Raw genomic sequence first — 18752 nt, forward strand, 5'->3', positions numbered from 1 at the left:
TGTTGAGGCGTATATAGTCGCCACCCCTTCAAACTGTCAACGACCTAATTCCAACTTTTGCGAATTTTTTGCGACAACAACCCAAACCCCAACAAAACCCTGCGTAAGACAAACGAAGATTCCCAAAACAAGCCAAGCCAAGCCCAAGGCAGCCCGCAATCCCAACGCGAAATCAATGGCTTGATTCATATCCCCGCGCGAAACCGGCAAACAAAAACCGATTCCAAAGGCTCGAAACGCCACGGCCAACCGCCGAAAAAACACCGCCAAGCTAGGAGGAAAGTGATTCAGCACCGATTCACACGCCAATCTCCAGAATGGACCGGCAGCAGACTCATCCAGGACCGAACCCACCCGGCGTCGGCGTGACGACAATAACCGCCTCGCCCGCCTCCAGCACCGTCTGGTCGCAGGCCCTGAGCACGTCGACAGAACCGTCGTTGCGGCGGACCTTGGTCGCACCTTTCTGGCCTTCGCCGCCGCCGTCCAGGCCGAGCGGTGGACGCGAGCGGTGCGAAGACAGGATCGAGCACTCCATTCTTTCAAGGAAGCGGATGGTGCGCTTGGTGCCGTCGCCGCCGCTCCAGCGGCCCTTGCCCCCCGACCCCTCGCGAATGCGGAAGTCTTCGAGCAGAACAGGGAAGCGCAGCTCGAGGATTTCGGGGTCGGTCAGGCGCGAGTTGGTCATGTGGGTGTGGACGCCAGACGTACCGGCAAAGCCACGCCCATCGTTCATGCGCCCCGCGGGCGAACCAGAGCAGATCGTCTCATAATATTGATAGGTGGAATTGCCGAAGGTCAGGTTGTTCATCGTGCCTTGGGCATTGGCGAGCGCCCCCATGGCGCCGAAGATCGCATTGGTGACGTGCTGCGAGGTCTCGACATTGCCGGCGACGACGGCGGCCGGGTAGGACGGCCTGAGCATCGAACCCTCGGGGATAACGATGTCGATCGGCCGGAGACAGCCGGCATTCATCGGGATGTTGTCTTCGACCATGACACGGAAGGCATAAAGCACGGCGGCGCGGGCAACGGGCTCGGGCGCGTTGAAGTTGTTCTTCATGACAGGCGAGGTGCCGGTGAAGTCGACGGTCGCCTTGCGCGCGGCGCGATCGACCGTGATCTTCACCTTGATCACCTGGCCGGTGTCGGTCGGGTATTCGTATTCCGAATGATCGGGCAGGCGGTCGAGCACGCGGCGCACGCTTTCGGCGGCATTATCCTGGACGTGGCCCATATAGGCTTCGACGACGTCAAGGCCGAAATGGCCGATCATCTTCTTCAGTTCCGCCACGCCCTTTTCATTGGCGGCGATCTGGGCCTTGAGGTCGGCGATGTTCTGTTGGGGGTTGCGCGCGGGATAAGGATGGTCTGCCAGGAGGCGGTGCAGTTCCTTTTCGCGGAACGTGCCGCGTTCGACGAGGCGGAAATTGTCGAACAGCACGCCTTCTTCATCGACGGTCGTCGCGAGAGGGGTCATCGAGCCGGGTGCTGTGCCACCGACATCGGCGTGATGGCCGCGGGCGGCGACCCAGAAGAGGATCTTCCGCACCTGGCTGATCTCCCCCCTCGCAGGAGAGATGCCCGGCAAGGCAGAGGGGGGCAACATCCCGTCCTCCTCAAACACCGGCGTCACCACGGTGATGTCGGGCAGGTGCGTGCCGCCATTATAAGGAGCGTTGAGGGCGAAAACATCACCGGGGTGGATGTCGCCCTCGTTCAGCCGGATGATGGTCTCGACCGAGCGGTCCATGGAGCCGAGATGCACCGGCATGTGCGGGGCATTGGCGACAAGCGCGCCCGTGCGGTCGAAGACGGCGCAGGAGAAGTCGAGCCGCTCCTTGATGTTGACCGAATAGGCGGTGTTCTGCAGCGTCACGCCCATCTGCTCGGCGATCGACATGAACAGGTTGTTGAACACCTCGAGCATGACCGGATCAGCGGCGGTGCCGATGGCGGCGCGGCGCATCTTTTTTTCCGTGCGTCGCATCAGCACGTGGTTGCGGGCAGTGATCTCGGCGGCCCAGCCCGGCTCGACCACTGTCGTCTGGTGGCTCTCTATAATAAGAGCAGGACCCGAGACCTTGTGGCCCGGCTTCATTTGGGTGCGGCGGAAAACGCCGGCCTCGTGCCAGGCGCCCTCGGTAAAGACTTTTCTCACCTCGGACGCGTTGGCCGGTTTTTCCTCAAGCGAGGCTTCCTGTTCAGAGAGCCCACGGGCGCTGCCGTCACGACCTTCGAGCACCACCGCTTCGACCACCGTCGGCTTGTCTTTATATATGAAACCGAACTGCGCCTTGTGGGCGGCCTCGAAGGCGGCCTTCGCCCCAGCAATCGATCCGTGCTCGAAACCGACCGGCAGGGCGGTGTCGGTGCCGTCGTAGCGGACGTGCAGGATCGGCCGCATGGCGACATCATCTTCGGCTATGGCCTGGCCGGCAAGCTCGGCCAACACCTCGGCACCCAGGCTGGCGATCAGAGCCTCGATCTGATCGAGCGAGTCCTCGGCCAGCGGCTTGAGCAGTGCCTGCTGTCGCGAGGCGAAGACCGAGGACAGGCCGATGCCATAGGCCGACAGCAGGCCGGAAAAGGGATGGATCAGCACCGCCTCCATGCCGAGCGCGTCAGCCACCAGGCATGCATGCTGGCCGCCGGCGCCGCCGAAACAGTTGAGCAAATATTCGGTCACGTCGTAGCCGCGCTGGACCGAAATCTTCTTGATGGCGTTGGCCATGTTCTCGACGGCGATGGTGACGAAGCCTTCGGCGACGGCTTCGGGGCTGCGGCCGTCGCCGATCTCGCTGGCCATCGCAGCAAACGTCTCGCGCACGACGCCGTCATCGAGCGGCTGATCCTGGCCGGGGCCGAAGATGACAGGGAAGAAATCGGGCTGCAGCTTGCCCAACATGACGTTGGCGTCGGTAACCGTGAGCGGGCCGCCGCGGCGGTAGCAGGCAGGGCCAGGATTGGCGCCGGCGGAATCGGGCCCGGCGCGGAAGCGGCCGGCCTCGAAATGCAGCACCGAACCGCCGCCGGCAGCAACAGTGTGGATGCGCATCATCGGCGCGCGCACCCGCACGCCGGCAACCTCGGTGTCGAAGCTGCGCTCGTATTCGCCGTCATAATGGGCGACGTCGGTCGAAGTGCCGCCCATGTCGAAGCCGATGACCTTGTCGAAGCCGGCGAGTTTTGCCGTCTCGACCATGCCGACCACGCCGCCTGCTGGACCGGACAACAGCGCGTCCTTGCCCTGGAACAGGTCGGCCGCCGTGAGGCCGCCGGACGACATCATGAACATGAGGCGGGGGGGTTCACCCTTGTGGGGAGGGTCGGTACGCAGTGCCGGGGTGGGGATAGACCCTGTCGGACCGTCACCCCCACCCCGTCCGGCCTCGCCGTCCGACCCTCCCCACAAGGGGGAGGGTAAAGCCCCCAGTTCCCCCGCCACCTGCCGGACATATCGCGACAGAATCGGCGAGAGATAGGCATCGACCACAGTCGTATCCCCCCGCCCGACGAGCTTGATCAGTGGCGAGACTTCGTGGCTGACAGAGACCTGCGAAAACCCGCAGTTCCGGCAGACCGCGGCGACGGCGCGTTCGTGCTCGGGGAATTTCCAGGCGTGCATGAAGACAATGGCGACCGCATCGATGCCGTCGGCCTTTGCCTGCATCAGGGTCGGCTTGATGTCGGATATGTCGAGCAGGCGTTCGACGCAGCCGTCCACCCGCACCCGCTCGTCGACCTCGACGACGCGCTCATAGAGCTGCTCAGGCAGGATGATTTCCTTGGCGAAGATGTCGGGGCGGGCCTGGTAGGCGATGCGCAAAGCATCGCGGAAACCCTTGGTGATGAGCAGGAGGACGCGGTCGCCCTTGCGCTCGAGCAGCGCGTTGGTGGCAACCGTCGTGCCCATCCTGACATCGCCGATGCGACCGGCCGGAATGGCGGCATCCGGCGCGAGGCCAAGCAGGTGACGGATGCCCTGGATGGCGGCATCGCGATATGCCTCGGGATTTTCCGACAAAAGCTTGTGCGGATGGAGACCACCGTCAGGATCGCGGCCGATGACGTCGGTGAAGGTGCCGCCACGGTCGATCCAGAAATCCCACTTGCCCGACATGACGCTCTCCCGATCTGCTGCGGCGCACCCGTTCGACCACGATACGCCCGGTGGCGAGGAAGCGGGAGAGATGCAACCGCGTCAAGCCGGAATGGCGCCCGGCTTCAGCTGTCCTGGTCGTAGAGCACGACCATCAGCGCCCGCGCCGTCTCGGTCGAGGTGTTGGCGATCTCGTGGGCGATGTCGGCGCGATAGCGGGCGGTCTCGCCGGTCGCGAGGCCCTGCCGGCCAAGCTCGGTCTCGACCAGCAGGCCATCTGTATAGGCAGTGAGATGCTCGAAGGTGCCGGGCGTGTGCGGGGCGCTCTGCAGCTTGCAGCCGGGCGCGATCTCGACCTCGTACCATTCGACGCGGCCGGCCAGTGCCGGCGAGCTGAGGATGCGCAGCCGCCAGGCACCGTCGGGGCTCTTGATTTCAGGCGTCAGCGCCAGCGTCACCAACTCGATGGCGTCGATCTTGCGCTGGTGGGTGATGCCACCCGCGATAAGCTGCGAAAAATCGATGCCGAGCGCCTGGGTCAATGACCACAATACGGCGAAGGTCGGATTGGCTTCGCCGCGCTCGATCTGCGACAGCATTGAACGCGATACGCCCGACACCGCCGCTAAGCGGTCGAGCGTCAGATGGCGTTCCTTGCGCTCCTTCTGGATCACCGGGCCGATCTTCGGCGCGTCATTCAATTCCATGTCGCCTCCCCCAAAGCAGGCTCACTGATAGCACCGTGCCTGCCGTACTGCGAGGCATTTGCGGCTGAGCACGCTGGCACAGCGGATTCCACTAGACTTAACATAGCATCCATTATATCGGAATTTCCATCTTAACGGATGACGAGATCGATGAGCCAAGATTTCCTTTCCCACATCTCGAATGTTCTCCAGGGCATCGAGGCCGACGGCCTCTACAAGCGCGAGCGGCAGATTTCCGGCATGCAGTCCGGCCGCATCAAGGTGAAGGGTCAGGCCGGCGAACGCCAGATGGTCAATCTCTGCGCCAACAATTATCTCGGCCTCGCCGACAATGCCGACATCCGCAAGGCTGCGGCGAGCGCTCTCGACGAGTTCGGCTTCGGTATGGCCTCGGTGCGCTTCATCTGCGGCACCCAGACGCTGCACCGCGAGTTGGAGCACGCCATCGCCGACTATCTCGGCAAGGATGACGCGATCCTGTTTGCCGCCTGCTTCGATGCCAATGGCGCGCTGTTCGAGCCGCTGCTCGGGGCCGAAGACGCGATCATTTCCGACAGCCTGAACCACGCCTCGATCATCGACGGCGTGCGCCTCTCCAAGGCCAAGCGTTTCCGCTACGCCCAGGGCGACATGGACGATCTGGAGACCCAGCTCAAGCAGGCCGACGCCGACGGCGCCCGCTTCAAGCTTGTCGTCACCGACGGCGTGTTCTCGATGGACGGCCACATCGCCAAGCTGAAGCAGATCTGCGACCTCGCCGAGCGCTACGGCGCCATCGTCGCCGTCGACGATTGCCATGCCACCGGCCATATCGGCGAAGAGGGTCGCGGCACGCCGGCACTTGCTGGCGTCGGCAACCGTGTCGACATCGTCACCGGCACGCTGGGCAAGACGCTCGGTGGCGCCATGGGCGGCTTTATCGCGGCTTCGCAACCGATCATCGATCTTTTGCGCCAGCGTGCCCGCCCTTATCTCTTCTCCAACAGCCTGGCACCGGCAGTCGCCGCAGGCTCACTGAAGGCGATCGAGATTGCGCGGGGCGCCGACGATCTCCGTGCAAAACTCGGCCGCCACACGACGCGTTTCCGTGACGGCCTGACCCAGGCCGGCTTCACGCTGCTTCCGGGCGAAACGCCGATCATCCCAGTCATGCTGGGCGACGCTGTGCTGGCGCAGCGAATGGCCAAGGCGCTCGACGAACGCGGCGTCTATGTCGCCGGCTTCTTCTATCCCGTGGTGCCGCAAGGCAAGGCGCGCATTCGCACCCAGATGTCGGCCGCGCTCGACGACGCCGACATTACCTTTGCCATCGACGCCTTTGCCGACGCCGGCAAGTCGCTCGGCATCATCTAAATTTCAGGAGTTTTCCCATGCGCGCACTGGTCAAGGCCAAGGCTGAACCCGGCATCTGGATGGAAGACCGGCCCGTTCCGGAGGTCGGCCCCGACGACGTGCTGATCAAGGTCAACAAGACCGGCATCTGTGGCACCGACATCCACATCTACAAGTGGGACGAATGGGCGGCCAGGACCGTGCCGGTGTCGATGATCACGGGCCACGAATATGCCGGCGAGATCGTCGAGCTCGGCGCTCATGTGCGCGGCTTCAAGGTCGGCCAGCGCGTGTCGGGCGAAGGTCATGTCATCGGCATGCGCAGCCGCGCCAGCCGTGCCGGCCGCTACCACCTCGATCCTGAAACGCAGGGCATCGGCGTCAACCTGCCGGGCGCCTTCGCTGAATATGTGCGCATCCCGGCCTTCAACGTGGTGCCGCTGCCCGACACCATCGACGACGAGCTCGGCGCCATCCTCGACCCGCTCGGCAACGCCGTACACACGGCGCTGTCCTTCGACGTCGCCGGCGAGGACGTGCTGATCACCGGCGCCGGCCCCATCGGCATCATGGGTGCGGCGGTCGCCCGCCACTGCGGCGCGCGCCATGTCGTCATCACCGACGTCAACCCGAAGCGCCTCGAACTCGCGACCCAGGTGGCCGACGTCACCCCGGTCAACGTCGCCGAGGAAGATCTGCGCGACGCCATGGCGCGGCTGCGCATGCGCGAGGGCTTCGACGTCGGCTTCGAGATGAGCGGCTCGCCCGCCGCCTTCGACCAGCTGATCGAGCACACGCTGATGGGCGGCCGCATCGCTCTGCTCGGCGTGCCGGCCAAGCCCTTCCCCATCGATCTGTCCAAGATCGTGTTCAAGATGATCACGCTCAAGGGCATCTACGGCCGCGAGATGTTCGAGACCTGGCACAAGATGCTGGCGATGCTCGAAAGCGGGCTCGACATCCGCAAGGTCATCACCAGCCGCATGAAGGCCGACGACTACCAGGCCGCCTTCCACAATGCCGCCAATGGCGAAGCGGGGAAGATCGTGCTGGAATGGTAGGTTCTTAACCGCCGCAATTGAACAAGAGGCCGCGCCAAAAGCGCGGCCTTTTTGTTGGTGAAAAGCCCGAGTGGCCAAGCGAGCCCCCTCACCGTCTCGGGCGAAGCCGTGACGCCGAGGGGGATCTGATGGTTGGCAGAAACAAAAAGCCCGCGGAAGCTGCCTTCCGCGGGCCTGTTGTTCACACTCTGCGAAGCTGGCCTATGCCGCCTTCTGCAGCGGCAGGCCAAGCTCTTCGCAGATGCCGCGGACGTGGGCAGCGCTTGTCTTGATGTAGTCGACCGTCTCGGCATAGTGGTAATTCTTCACCGCCCAGGCAGCGAAGCTCTCGCGGTCCAAAACCTCGCCGCTGGCGATGCGGACAGCATAGTCCTGCACCATCTTCATGTAGTCGGCATATTCCTCGACACCGAGATCGGGATGGCCAGCCAGCCATTTCGGATCAGCGATCTCGATGATCATCTTCGGCGGGTTGCGCGGCCGGTCTGAGAAGGATTCGTAGTTCTCGATCGACAGGTTGAGATCGGGATTTGCGGCAGCCAGGATCGGCATGATGGCGCGGAAATCGACGACGCCGCCACCGCAGGGACGCATCTGGAAGTCGAGCACCTCGCCGTCGTAGGCAATCAGCGCATCCTTGATGTGGGACTGGCGCACGTAAGGCGCCACGCGCTTTGCCGCCCAGACCGGGTGTTCGGCGCGTTGCAGGACGTTGGCCGTGTCGAAGACGATGCCAGTCGTGTCGGGGCCGACTTCCTCGACCAGCCGCACCAGTTCGAAGGAGGTGATCTCCTCATGGGTCTCAAGGTTGAGGTGGATACCGAGATCGCGCGCGATCGGCGCAAGCTTCTTGAGGAAACGCGCGGTGGCTTCGAGCTGCTCGGACCAGGTCACGTCGGTGCGGAAACGGTCATAGGCGAAACGGCCGGTATAGGCCGGCTTGTAGTTGGCGGTCGCGACCCACAGCTCACGGCAGTCGATGGCCGCACAAGCCTCCATCATGCGGCGGAAGCCGAGCACGATGTCGCCGTCGCCGATCAGGCGCAGTTCGGGCGCCTCCGGCGTGGCATAAGGATTGACCTTGCCGAGTCCGGTTTCGAGATACATGCCGAGTTCGTCGGCGCGCTGCTTGATCTCGCCAAGGTAGCCGGCGTCGAGCGTCGGGCTCATGTCGAGCACAGTGCGGAAGAACAGTCCCTCCATGCCCAGTTCCTTGGCATGATCGAAGCTGGCCACGGGGCCGCGCTTGACGGCTTCGGGAATCTTGCGGCCATCGACACCGATACGCATAGGCAGTCTCCTTGGTAATGTCAGTTTGCGGTTTCGAGGCGGCGCGCAGCACGACGGGCGCGGCCGGCAACGGGATCGGGCACCGGCACTGCCGCCAGCAGCGACTGGGTGTAGGGCATCTCGGGGCTGCCGAAGATCTGCTCGCGCGACCCCTGCTCGACCACCTTGCCCTTGTGCAGCACGACGATCTTTTCGCAGAGATGGCGAACGACGGCGAGGTCGTGCGCCACGAAGACGATGGCGAGGTTGAGCTTCTTCTGCATGTCCTGCAGCAGGTTGATGACCTGCGCCTGCACCGACACGTCAAGTGCCGCCACCGGCTCGTCGCAGACGAGGATGCGGGGGCGAATGACAAGCGCACGGGCAATCGCGATGCGCTGGCGCTGGCCGCCGGAGAAGGAGCGCGTGTAGCGATCCATGTCGTTGGGGTTGAGACCAACCATCTCCATCATCTCGGCTACGCGGGCGCGCCGCGCGGCGGCTGTCGGCTCAAGCTTGTGGATCAAGAGCCCCTCGCCGATCAGCTCCTCGACCGTCATGCGCGGGTTGAGGCTGCCATAGGGGTCCTGGAACACCATCTGCACTTCGCGGCGGAAGCGCCTGAGATCGTCGCCCTTGGCGTGGATGACGTCGATGCCGTCATAGGTGATCGCGCCTTGTTCAGGCTTGATCAGCGCCAGCATGCACTTTGCGATCGTCGATTTGCCAGAGCCGGATTCGCCAACCAGGCCGATGGCCTCGCCGGTGTCGACATTGAGCGAGACGTCGTGCAGCACCTTGGCCGGCGGATTGGGAAAGGCGTTGTACGATTTGCTGATGCTGTCGATGGACATGAGCATGGTCAGGCACCCTTTCCGTCATGCTGGTGGCCGTCATGCTGGTGGCCGTCGAGCAGATGGCAGGCAACGCGCGACAGGCCGACCGGCAGCAGCGCAGGCAGGTCTCGGCCGCAGCGGTCGAAGCGCTGGTCGCAACGCGGGTGGAACGGGCAGCCGCTCGGCCGCGCCAGCGGCGGCGGCGGCGCGCCCGGGATGGCGTAAAGCGTGTTGAGATCCTGGTCGATGCGCGGCACCGCCTTGATCAGCCCTTGCGTGTAGGGATGGCTCGGTTTGGCGAAGACGCTGGCAACCTCGCCGTCCTCGACGATGCGGCCCGAATACATGACCATGACACGCTCGGCGAAGCCGGCGACGACGCCGAGGTCGTGGGTGATGAACAGCACAGCCAAGCCACGCCGCGTCGAGACGTCGTCGAGCAGGTCAAGCACCTGGTCCTGCACACGCACGTCGAGCGCGGTCGTCGGCTCGTCGGCGATCAAAAGGCGCGGCTCGCCCACCAGCGCCATGGCCAGCACCACACGCTGGCGCATGCCGCCGGAGAATTCATGCGGGTAGGAATCGAGGCGTTCAGCGGCGCGGTCGACGCCGAGTTCATCGAGCACGGCAAGCGCCCGCTTGCGCGCCTCGACCTTGCCGACACCACGGATGCGCAGCGTCTCGGCAACCTGGTCGCCGATGGTCATCAGCGGATCGAGGAAGCTCATCGGGTCCTGGAAGACCATGGCGATGGAGCTGCCGCGCAGCTTGCCCATCTCGCGGTCGGAGAGCTTGAGCAGATCGGTGCCGTCGAAGTCGACGCGGCCGGACAGTTTGGCCAGCCGGTCGAGCCGCATCAGCGCGCGGGCAGTCAGCGACTTGCCCGAGCCGGACTCACCAACCAGCGCCACGCGCTCGCCGACACCGATGCTGAAATCGACACCGTCGACGATGCGGACACTCGACCCGCTGCGGCCGAGCGGCATGTCGACGGTCAGCTTGTCTACGGTGACGAGAGGAGGACGAACAGGGGTGACTGTGGATTGGTCGGGCATGGGGTGCACGGTCCTCATCTCAGTTACCCCTCAAGGACGGGTCGCGGCGGACCTGGATGATGTCGCCGAGCAGGCCGAAGGCGATCGAGGTGATGGCGACCGCAGCACCGGGCGCGACGACGGTCCACCAGGCGGTCGAGACGTAGCCGCGGGCAGCGGCGATGGTCGCACCCCACTCGGCGCTCGGCGGCTGGGCACCGACGCCGATGAAGGACAGGCTCGCCAGCACGAGCACCGTGGTGCCGATGTCGCCGGCCCATTTGACGATCAGCACATCGAGCGAATTGGGCAGCACGTGTTTGGTCATCAGCCGCCATTTCGACACGCCGAGCACCTGGGCGCCGGCGACGAAGGGCTGCTCCATTGTCTGGCGCATGATGCCGCGCAGCATGCGGGCGGTGATTGGCCAGCCGGTGATGGCCATGGCGATGATCGCCGAACGCAGGCTGGCGCCCATCGCGGCAGCAAAGCCGAGTGCCACGATCATGCCGGGCAGGGCAAGGCCGATGTCGGTGATGCGCATCAGCCCCTCGTCGAGCCAGCGCGGGCCGGCGGCGGCCACGGTGGCAAGGGTGACGCCGATCAGCGAATAGAGTGTCACCACCAGGAAGGCGGAAAGCAGCGTCGTCTGGGCCCCGACGATGAGACGCCAGAACACGTCGCGACCCTGATCGTCGGTGCCGAACCAGTTGGCAGCGCTCGGCGGCATCAGCGAGTTGGCGATGTCGGAATTGTAGATGCTGTCGGGCGCAAGGAACGGCCCAAAGACGGCGACAACCAACAGCGCGATGACAAGCGTGAAGACGAAAATCTCGAAGGCGCTGAAGCCTTCCTTGCGGCGGGCCGTTGCCGGCTGGACATGGGCGATGGCAGGGGCGGTCATTGGCCTTGGCTCCCCAGTTGTGCGGCGCGGATGCGCGGGTCGACAAGAAGTTGGAGGATGTCGACGATCAGGTTGACGAGGCAGACGACGGTGCCGATGAACATCACCGAGCCCAGCACGGCAAAGGCGTCTTTCTGGGCAACAGCGTTGAACATGTAGGCGCCGATGCCCTGGCGGGCGAAGACGGTCTCGACCAAGACGGCCGAGCCGATCATCGCGCCGGCCTGGGTGCCCGACAGCGTCAGCACCGGGTTCAGGCTGTTGGGCAGGGCATGACGCACAAGCATATGGCGAGCAGTGGCGCCCTTGGCGCGCACGGCCATGATGAAGTCCGAGCGCAACACGCCGAGAAGAGATGCCCGCAGCGTGCGGAAGATCTGGGTAGCAAACAATGCCGCCAGCACCGCCGCCGGCAGGATGATGTGGTGCAGGGCGTCGAAGAAGCCGGCAAAGTTGCCGGCGATCAGCGCATCGAGCGTCGGCGCGCCCGAGATAACAGGCGAGTTCATGCCGTAGCCCTGCTGGCCCGAGATCGGAACCACGCGCCAGACGCTGCCCAGTACATATTGCAGCACCAGCGCCAGCCAGAAGGCAGGCATGCCGCCAAGCATGACCGCTGTGACGCGGCTGGTCGTGTCGAAGATGCCGCCCTGGCGGTAGGCGGCGACGATGCCGGCCGGGATGGCAACCGCCAGGTTCAGCAGCATGGCGATGAAGACAAGTTCCAGCGTGCTGGGCAGGACCTTTTCGAGGTCGGCCAGCACTGGCTGGAGAGTGACGATGGAAGTACCCAGGTCGCCACGCAGGAGGCGACCCAGGAAGCCGAGATATTGCATGATGACGGGAGCATCGAGCCCCAGCCGTTCACGCACCGCCTCGATCTGGGCGGCGGAGGCGTCCGCGCCGGCGGCCATCTGTGCTTCGTCGCCGGGCATGAGCTTGATCATCAGGAAGACCAGCGAGGCCAGTCCCCAAAGGGTCAACAGGGTCAGGCCCAGGCGTCGGCCCAGGAACCAGGAGTAGGCGCGGAACGCGAGCATGTTCGGCCTCGCTTACGGCTTGGCGAGACGGAAGTCCGCCGGCTCGGCGGGCGTGGCGAGCATGCTGGCCTTGAGGTCGGCGAGCGTGCCGACACGATAGGCGGCCGGCTTGTAGACACCATACATGTCGACCATGACCGAGTCATTGTCGAGGATGGTCTGGACCTGCTTGTAGAGTTCGCAGCGCTTGGCATCGTCGGCGGTGGCGAGAGCCTCGTCGAGCAGCTTGTCGACTTCCGGATTGGCGTAGCCGGTGCGGTTGGTGCCGATGGCGTCCGACTTGTAGCCCTTGACCAGCATGATGCCGGCATCCGGGAACTGAGCGAAATCCTCGAGCAACATCATCTGCGGGATCGAGTTCGGATCCTTGAGGCTGGCGAGGTAGTTCGGATAGGCGATGGGCTCGAGTTCGAGCTCGACGCCGATCTCGCGCAGGTTGGACTGGAACAGCGTCGCCTCCTGCTTCTGCAACTCGAATACCGGCTGGAAGTTCATCTTGAGCTTGAGATTGGCAGCACCGGCCTCGGCCAGCATCGCCTTGGCGGCATCGAGGTCGCGTTTCACTTCAGGCAGTTCTGGACGACAGTCGAGGCGCGCCGGCAGCGGGCCATTGGCGATCTTGCCGTTGCCGCCGCGAATGCCGCGCAGGCCACCGGCATAGTCGTAGACCATGCGCAGTGCCTTGCGCACCTTGGGATCGGCCGTCGGGCCAACCTTGGTGTTGAAGACCACTTCGGTCTGATAGCTGGTGTTGATCGGCACGACCTTAAGCGCCGGATCGGTGGCCATAGCGGCGGCATCGCGGTCGGCGAAGCCGAAGGCGACGTCGATGTTTCCGGCCCGCAGTTCGTCGCGGCGCGTCGAGCTTTCGTCGATGCGGCGGAAGACGATGGATTCGGGACGGCCAGCCTCGGCGGCCCAGTAGCCCGGGAACAGGTCGATCACCACTGCCTGCGACTGGTCGCCCAGCACATAAGCGCCCGAGCCGGCATCATGCGCCTGCAGCCAGCCCTGGCCGTCATCGGCGCCCTTGTTGGCTTCGACCAGCGCCGAATTCAGGATGTAGACCTTGCTCAGCGACGGCAGGAACAGCGTGTTCGGCCTGGACAGGTTGATGGTCAGGTGGGTGTCGTCGGTGACGACAGTCGATTCATAACCGCCGATCAGCGAGGCGACGCCGGTGCCGAGGCGCTTCAGGCGGTCGAGCGTGTAGGCGACGTCCTTGGCGGTGAGCGTCGTGCCGTCATGGAACTTGACGTCGGGACGCAGCGTAAACGTGATCGACTTGGCGTCGTCCGAATAGGCGTATTCGGTGGCGAGCGACCCGACCAGCTTGGTCTCATCATAAGTCACCAGCGTGTCGTAGACGGCGCTGATGATGGTGTTGGTCTGGTTGTAGTCGGCACGCAGCGGGTCGAGCGTGTTGATCTGACCACCGAGGCCGACAATGATCGTGTGCTCGCGATCGGCCGCCAAGGCTGCCGTTGCGCCGAGGCCGACTGCTGCGGCAAGCGCTACGCCGCCGACAGCTGCCAGGAATTGCCGCCGGCTGTGCGACAGCGTGGAAATGGCGGACAGGAAAATTTGCATGATCGTCTCTCCCATATGCAAAACCGACTCTGCCATCAGGCAGAACACTCCCTGGTCTTTTTGTATCCGATCTTTGCGTCAGTGGATACATAAATGTTACGCTGCGGATGCATAATTGCGAAAGTCGCCACGCAGCGCCTAAAATACCTTTAAAATCATCATATTATTATCACACTCACGCAGACCATGAATTGCTTGCCGGTCCTTTTTCCTGTCTTTGAACGCAACTTCGACGCTCCTTCAGTGCACTCCTAGGGCACGATCCGGACTGTTTGGCGGGCGGCCTGTCAGATTTTCTGGCGCGACGCCAGCCAATGTCTTGATCCAAGTTTGGATACAAACTTTACAGACAATATGATACGATGTAGGCATTGACGGCAGGCAGGTCGTGCGCCGGGACGCGCATCGGACCGAACGCCCGGCCGTCGCACTTATTGAGGACATCGATGCATCGTCTGCTCGTCATCAACCCGAACACGTCGACCCGCGTCAGCCAGGTGATCGAAGCACTGGTGCGCGAGGAGACGAAGGGTGCAGCCGACATCTGCATGACGACCGCAAGCTTCGGCTTCAGCTACATCTCGACCCGGGTCGCCGTGTCGATCGCAGCCCACGCCGTGCTCGATGCTGCCGCCAAGGCAATGGCCGAGGGTGCTACTCCAAACGCCATCGTGCTCGCCTGCTTCGGCGATCCCGGCCGCGAAGCACTGGAGGAGCTGACCGGCCTGCCGGTCATCGGTTTTGCCGAAGCCGGCCTGCTCGCTGCGGCTGCCATGCCAGGCAAATCGCTGGTCTCGACCAACGGCGCCGTCTGGTGCGAAATGCTGGCGGAGCTGGTGCTCAAGCTCGGTATAGGCGACAAGATGTCAGGCGTGCGCTCGATCGAGGGCACCGCCGATGATCCCGCCGCAATCGCCGCCTTCCTGTCCGATGAGGCGAAGGCGACTGGGGCGGAACGCATCGTTCTCGGCGGCGCCGGCCTGATCCCGAGCCTGCCGAGCATCATCGCCGCTTCGCCGGTGCCGATCCTAGATCCCCATCGCGTGGCCATCCGCAAGGCACTGAAGCTTGCCGAAACCCCGCGCCCGACCGCCGTCGCGCCGGTCGACGTTACCGACATCAATGGGCTTTCGCCGTTTCTATCGGCCGCTCTCGGCGCCCTTCCGGACAGCGCCCGCCGCAACTGACAAGCAAATCGGGACGCCAGCGGCCTGTTTCGGCGGGCCGCCACATCGCTTCGTTCGGCGCACTTTCAAATCGTACTCAAAACTGATTACGATTGCGCCCAATAGTTTTCTCTATTGTATTAGAAAACTTGTGCTAGAGTGCGACAAAATCGGCGGGCGATTACGCTGCCCGATCGAGGAGCAAAATGCGGTGGGCAGTTGCATGCCGGCTGCGTCGCAAAAGACCGGCTAATACATAATCAACTTAGAGGCAAGGGCGCTCATTCTTCTTGCCCTCCATCCGGCGCGACGCATTCGAGACGTAGCATACTTGCCCGCTGTCGACGCAACACTGCTGGTGAGAGAATGGCCAAAGCTGCGAATACTGACCTGGACGACAAGGCCGGGTCGAAAATCGACTCGATCTACCAGGCATTGTTCCGCGCAATTCTGGCCCGCGAACTGATGCCCGGCACCAAGCTCAGCGAAGAGTCGATCGGCGCGCTGTTTTCGGTCAGCCGCACCATCGTGCGCGCCGCGCTGAACCGCCTGCACACTGAATCCCTGGTCGAGTTCCGCCAGAACCGTGGCGCCTTCGTCGCCAGCACGACGCCCGACGAGGCGCGGCAGGTGTTCGAGGCGCGCAACGCCATCGAGCGCGAGATCTTCTCCAAGCTCGCCACCGTGGTGACCGACAAGCAGATCGCGGCACTCGAGCAGCATCTCGAAAAGGAACACGAGGTGCGCCATTCGGGCGACCACACGCTGGCGATCCTGCTGTCGGGCGAGTTCCACCTGCTTGCCGCCCATATGGCCGGCAACGAGGTGCTGGCCGGGTTTCTCAAATCGCTGATTTCGCGGACGTCGCTGATCCTCGCCCAGCACAGCACCCATCAGGAGACCGACTGCAGCGTCGACGAGCATCAGGCGATCCTGCAGGCGCTGCGGGCACGCGACCCGCAGGCAAGTGCCGCGGCCATCGTCGAACACCTGCAGCAGGTGTTCGAGCAGGCCAATATCGGCCAGACCAAGCGCACCAAGCGCAATCTCAGCGAGATCCTGGCGCGCTACGCCTGATGTGCCGCACCGGCGCATCCCGCTAGGGACGCACCGGTCGGCCACTCCGCGCTAAGCTGCGAAGCGCGCCTCGACCTGGATCTCGGCCAGGCGCTCGACCTCGCCGTAGGTGACAGCCAGCTCGGTTTCGCGGTCTGTGAGAAGGCGAGTTTCTAGCGAGGCCAGAAGCTCCGCGGTGGTGTAGTTGCGCACCACGAAGATGGCGTCGAAGCCGAATTTTTCGACATAGGCGCCCAGCAGTTCCAGCAACCTGGCCTGCTGGCCGGCCGTCATGGCGTCGAGGCTGACCGACTTTCTTTCATCAGAAATGATGCTGGCTGCCTCGATGCGCGGGTCTAGCGGCGTGTAGGCCTTCAACACCTCGAATTTTTCGGCGTCGCTTGCAGCGCGAAATTGCGTGCGCAGTGCAAAGAACAGGCCGTAAGGGCTGTCGTTAACCGGCGCCAGCTCGCCGTCGAAGGCGCGTTCGGCCAGAAACGTGCCATTGCGGAAGCAATGGCCGAAGGTTTCCACGAAGCTCGTCTTGTCCAGTTGTGACGGCACCAGCTTCGGCTTCTCAAAGGGATGTTCCTTCGCCCAATGACGGGCAATGTCGATGCGCTTGGCGATCCAGACCTTGTCGTGGCGCTGCACGTATTCGATGAAGCGCTTCAGAGCCGCAATCCGGCCGGCGCGGCCGACCAGACGGCAATGCAGGCCGATGGAAAACATCTTCGGCCTGCCGGCAGCGCCTTCGGCATAGAGATAGTCGAAGGTGTCCTTGAGATAGGCGAAGAACTGGTCGCCCGAATTGAAGCCATTGGGGGTGCCAAAGCGCATGTCGTTGGCTTCGAGCGTGTAGGGGACGATGAGCTGCTCCCGGCCCTGATGCTCGCGCCAGTAAGGCAGGTCGTCGTCATAGGTGTCGGACACATAATCGAAACCGCCCTCCTCCGAAACCAGATCGACGGTATTGACCGAGCAGCGCCCGGTGTACCAGCCGGTCGGGCGCTCGCCTGTGGCCAGTGTGTGCAGACGGATCGCCTCCTTGATCTGGGCTCGCTCCTCCTCGGCCGGCATGTCCTTGTGCTCGACCCATTTGTAGCCGTGGCTGGCGATTTCCCAGCCGGCCTGCTGCATGGCGCGCAGTTGCTCGGGCGCGCGCATCAAGGCCGTTGCCACGCCATAGACGGTGACCGGCACATCGAGATCGGTGAACAGGCGATGCAGCCGCCAGAAACCGGCGCGGGCGCCGTATTCGTAGACCGACTCCATGTTCCAATGGCGTTGGCCCGGCCATTGCGCCGCCCCCGGGATTTCCGACAGGAAGGCCTCGCTGGCGGCATCGCCGTGCAGGATGTTGTTTTCGCCCCCCTCCTCGTAATTGAGCACGAACTGCACGGCGACATTGGCGCCGCCAGGCCAGTTGGCGTGCGGCGGGTTCTCGCCGTAGCCGCGCATGTCGCGGGGGTAACGCATGGCATTTCTCCAGAAGTGGGTGCGCGGTCGCGTCCCGCGCAAAAGAGTGGCTGTCAAAGTCTGACGCAGCAGGCTGGCCGCAGCGTCTAAAAACCGGCCTCAGGTAAAAATCGTATCCAATAATTCGGCGGGAAAAATGCTATGGGCCGCATTTACCCAACGCCTGTGTCAGCCGCGCGACAGGCGTTGCCTGGTCCCACGGCACCGCACGCGTCCCGAACTTCGCCGCCATGGCCAGGACGCCGGCAAACTCCTCGATCGCCACGGGCGGCTGGCGCTTCAGCCAGTCCTGGTCGAAGATCGGCATGGCGAACTGGCCGGCATGCATCTCAATCCAGACCTTGCATTCGGGCAGGATCGACCTGATCGCCTCCCAGTCGACGAACCCTTCGCCGAGCGGTGCCAGAAAACGGCGGATGCCATGGTCCTGGAACCGCATCACCGCATCGTCGACATAGATCTGGGCGGCATAGGGCGCGACGCGCCGGGCCGCGGCAACAGGGTCCTCGAGGCGGCACAACACATTCACCGGATCGAAGGCGATGCCGAGCACGTCGGGGCCGACCTGTTCGACAAGGGCCACGATCTCCGATGTCGCGATCTCCTCATGGGTCTTGAGCAACAGCTTCGCGCCGTTGCCGCGCAAGGCCGGCCCACAGCGTGACAAAAGCTCGGCAACGCCGTCGAGCTGGGCCTGCCAGCTCACATCCGCGTCGAAGCGATCCTCGATCATGCCGATGATGAAAAACATGTCGTAGATGCCGACGCCGGCGGCAAGCCCGACCAGCCGCTCGATGCCGGCCTGCATGTCGCCGTGACCGGCATCGACAATCGGCTTGCTGCGGGCGGGCAGCGCCGGATTGACGATGCCGAGCATCGCCGAAATCTCCAGCCCCAACCGATCGGCCTCCTGCCTGATGGCGCGCAGTTCATTGGGATCGAGCGTCGGGCTGATATCGAACAGCGAGTTGAACAACAGGCCCTTGAGCCCCAGCCCAGCTGCGGCGTGCAGCGCCTCGACAGCCGTCAGGCTGCGGCCGTTCGGCAGGGAACTCTTGATGATGCCGGTCATACAGCCACCTCGCGGAAGAAACTGGGTCCGCAACCGCCGCCGCCCGAGCGCGTTGAACGCATGGCGATCCTGGCAAGTCGGATCCATCAGCACTATCTTGTATC

The 18752-nt window shown here is 63.9% G+C and carries 15 protein-coding genes; 5 read left to right on the plus strand and 10 right to left on the minus strand.

Translation table 11 applies throughout. The features are described from left to right. On the plus strand, nt 1-184 hold a 184-nt coding region (locus NDO48_RS27325), incomplete at its 5' end, for a hypothetical protein (protein ID WP_267322755.1). Nucleotides 185-334: 150 nt separating this feature from the next. Here the strand turns inward: NDO48_RS27325 and NDO48_RS27330 are convergent. Next, complete coding sequence (locus NDO48_RS27330; protein ID WP_267322756.1) at nt 335-4123, minus strand: hydantoinase B/oxoprolinase family protein; 3789 nt, start codon at nt 4121-4123, stop codon at nt 335-337. A 104-nt stretch (nt 4124-4227) separates the two neighbouring features. Further along, on the minus strand, nt 4228-4809 hold the full coding sequence (locus NDO48_RS27335; RefSeq protein ID WP_018430688.1) for a helix-turn-helix domain-containing protein: 582 nt from the start codon (nt 4807-4809) through the stop codon (nt 4228-4230). Nucleotides 4810-4959: 150 nt separating this feature from the next. On the opposite strand from NDO48_RS27335, the gene NDO48_RS27340 reads away from it, so the two are divergent. After that, nucleotides 4960-6162, plus strand: coding sequence for a glycine C-acetyltransferase (locus NDO48_RS27340; RefSeq protein ID WP_018430687.1), 1203 nt, complete (start codon nt 4960-4962; stop codon nt 6160-6162). A 17-nt stretch (nt 6163-6179) separates the two neighbouring features. Then, nucleotides 6180-7202, plus strand: a complete 1023-nt coding sequence (gene tdh / locus NDO48_RS27345; protein WP_018430686.1) for an L-threonine 3-dehydrogenase — start codon at nt 6180-6182, stop codon at nt 7200-7202. A 201-nt stretch (nt 7203-7403) separates the two neighbouring features. On the opposite strand, the gene NDO48_RS27350 is transcribed toward tdh, so the two are convergent. The 6 genes from NDO48_RS27350 to NDO48_RS27375 are packed head-to-tail and all read right to left on the minus strand — an operon-like array spanning nt 7404 to nt 13875. Beyond that, nucleotides 7404-8492: a sugar phosphate isomerase/epimerase family protein gene (locus NDO48_RS27350; RefSeq protein WP_018430685.1), complete on the minus strand. Its 1089-nt coding sequence runs from the start codon at nt 8490-8492 to the stop codon at nt 7404-7406. A 20-nt stretch (nt 8493-8512) separates the two neighbouring features. Further along, nucleotides 8513-9331 (minus strand): ATP-binding cassette domain-containing protein, encoded by an 819-nt coding sequence (locus tag NDO48_RS27355; protein WP_018430684.1) that lies wholly within the window; start codon nt 9329-9331, stop codon nt 8513-8515. Between the two features lie 2 nt (nt 9332-9333). After that, complete coding sequence (locus NDO48_RS27360; RefSeq protein ID WP_018430683.1) at nt 9334-10362, minus strand: ABC transporter ATP-binding protein; 1029 nt, start codon at nt 10360-10362, stop codon at nt 9334-9336. A 19-nt stretch (nt 10363-10381) separates the two neighbouring features. Next, nucleotides 10382-11245 carry an ABC transporter permease gene (locus NDO48_RS27365; protein WP_018430682.1) on the minus strand — a complete coding sequence of 288 codons (864 nt, stop codon included), beginning with the start codon at nt 11243-11245 and terminating at the stop codon, nt 10382-10384. Then, nucleotides 11242-12285, minus strand: coding sequence for an ABC transporter permease (locus tag NDO48_RS27370; RefSeq protein WP_018430681.1), 1044 nt, complete (start codon nt 12283-12285; stop codon nt 11242-11244). Before NDO48_RS27370 ends, NDO48_RS27365 begins: the two co-directional genes overlap by 4 nt. Nucleotides 12286-12297: 12 nt before the next feature. Next, nucleotides 12298-13875 carry an ABC transporter substrate-binding protein gene (locus NDO48_RS27375; RefSeq protein ID WP_267322757.1) on the minus strand — a complete coding sequence of 526 codons (1578 nt, stop codon included), beginning with the start codon at nt 13873-13875 and terminating at the stop codon, nt 12298-12300. A gap of 446 nt (nt 13876-14321) precedes the next feature. On the opposite strand from NDO48_RS27375, the gene NDO48_RS27380 reads away from it, so the two are divergent. Further along, nucleotides 14322-15062, plus strand: a complete 741-nt coding sequence (locus NDO48_RS27380; protein WP_267322758.1) for an aspartate/glutamate racemase family protein — start codon at nt 14322-14324, stop codon at nt 15060-15062. Nucleotides 15063-15407: 345 nt separating this feature from the next. Continuing rightward, nucleotides 15408-16118, plus strand: coding sequence for a GntR family transcriptional regulator (locus NDO48_RS27385; protein ID WP_018430678.1), 711 nt, complete (start codon nt 15408-15410; stop codon nt 16116-16118). 51 nt (nt 16119-16169) lie between these two features. On the opposite strand, the gene puuE is transcribed toward NDO48_RS27385, so the two are convergent. Both puuE and NDO48_RS27395 read right to left on the minus strand, forming a co-directional pair. Continuing rightward, nucleotides 16170-17576 (minus strand): allantoinase PuuE, encoded by a 1407-nt coding sequence (gene puuE, locus NDO48_RS27390; RefSeq protein WP_267322759.1) that lies wholly within the window; start codon nt 17574-17576, stop codon nt 16170-16172. A 139-nt stretch (nt 17577-17715) separates the two neighbouring features. Beyond that, nucleotides 17716-18648 carry a sugar phosphate isomerase/epimerase family protein gene (locus NDO48_RS27395; RefSeq protein ID WP_267322760.1) on the minus strand — a complete coding sequence of 311 codons (933 nt, stop codon included), beginning with the start codon at nt 18646-18648 and terminating at the stop codon, nt 17716-17718. Between the last annotated feature and the right edge of the window lie 104 nt (nt 18649-18752).

Source organism: Aminobacter sp. MET-1 (genome assembly GCF_026521175.1).
In the GTDB taxonomy this organism is placed as follows: Bacteria; Pseudomonadota; Alphaproteobacteria; order Rhizobiales; family Rhizobiaceae; genus Aminobacter.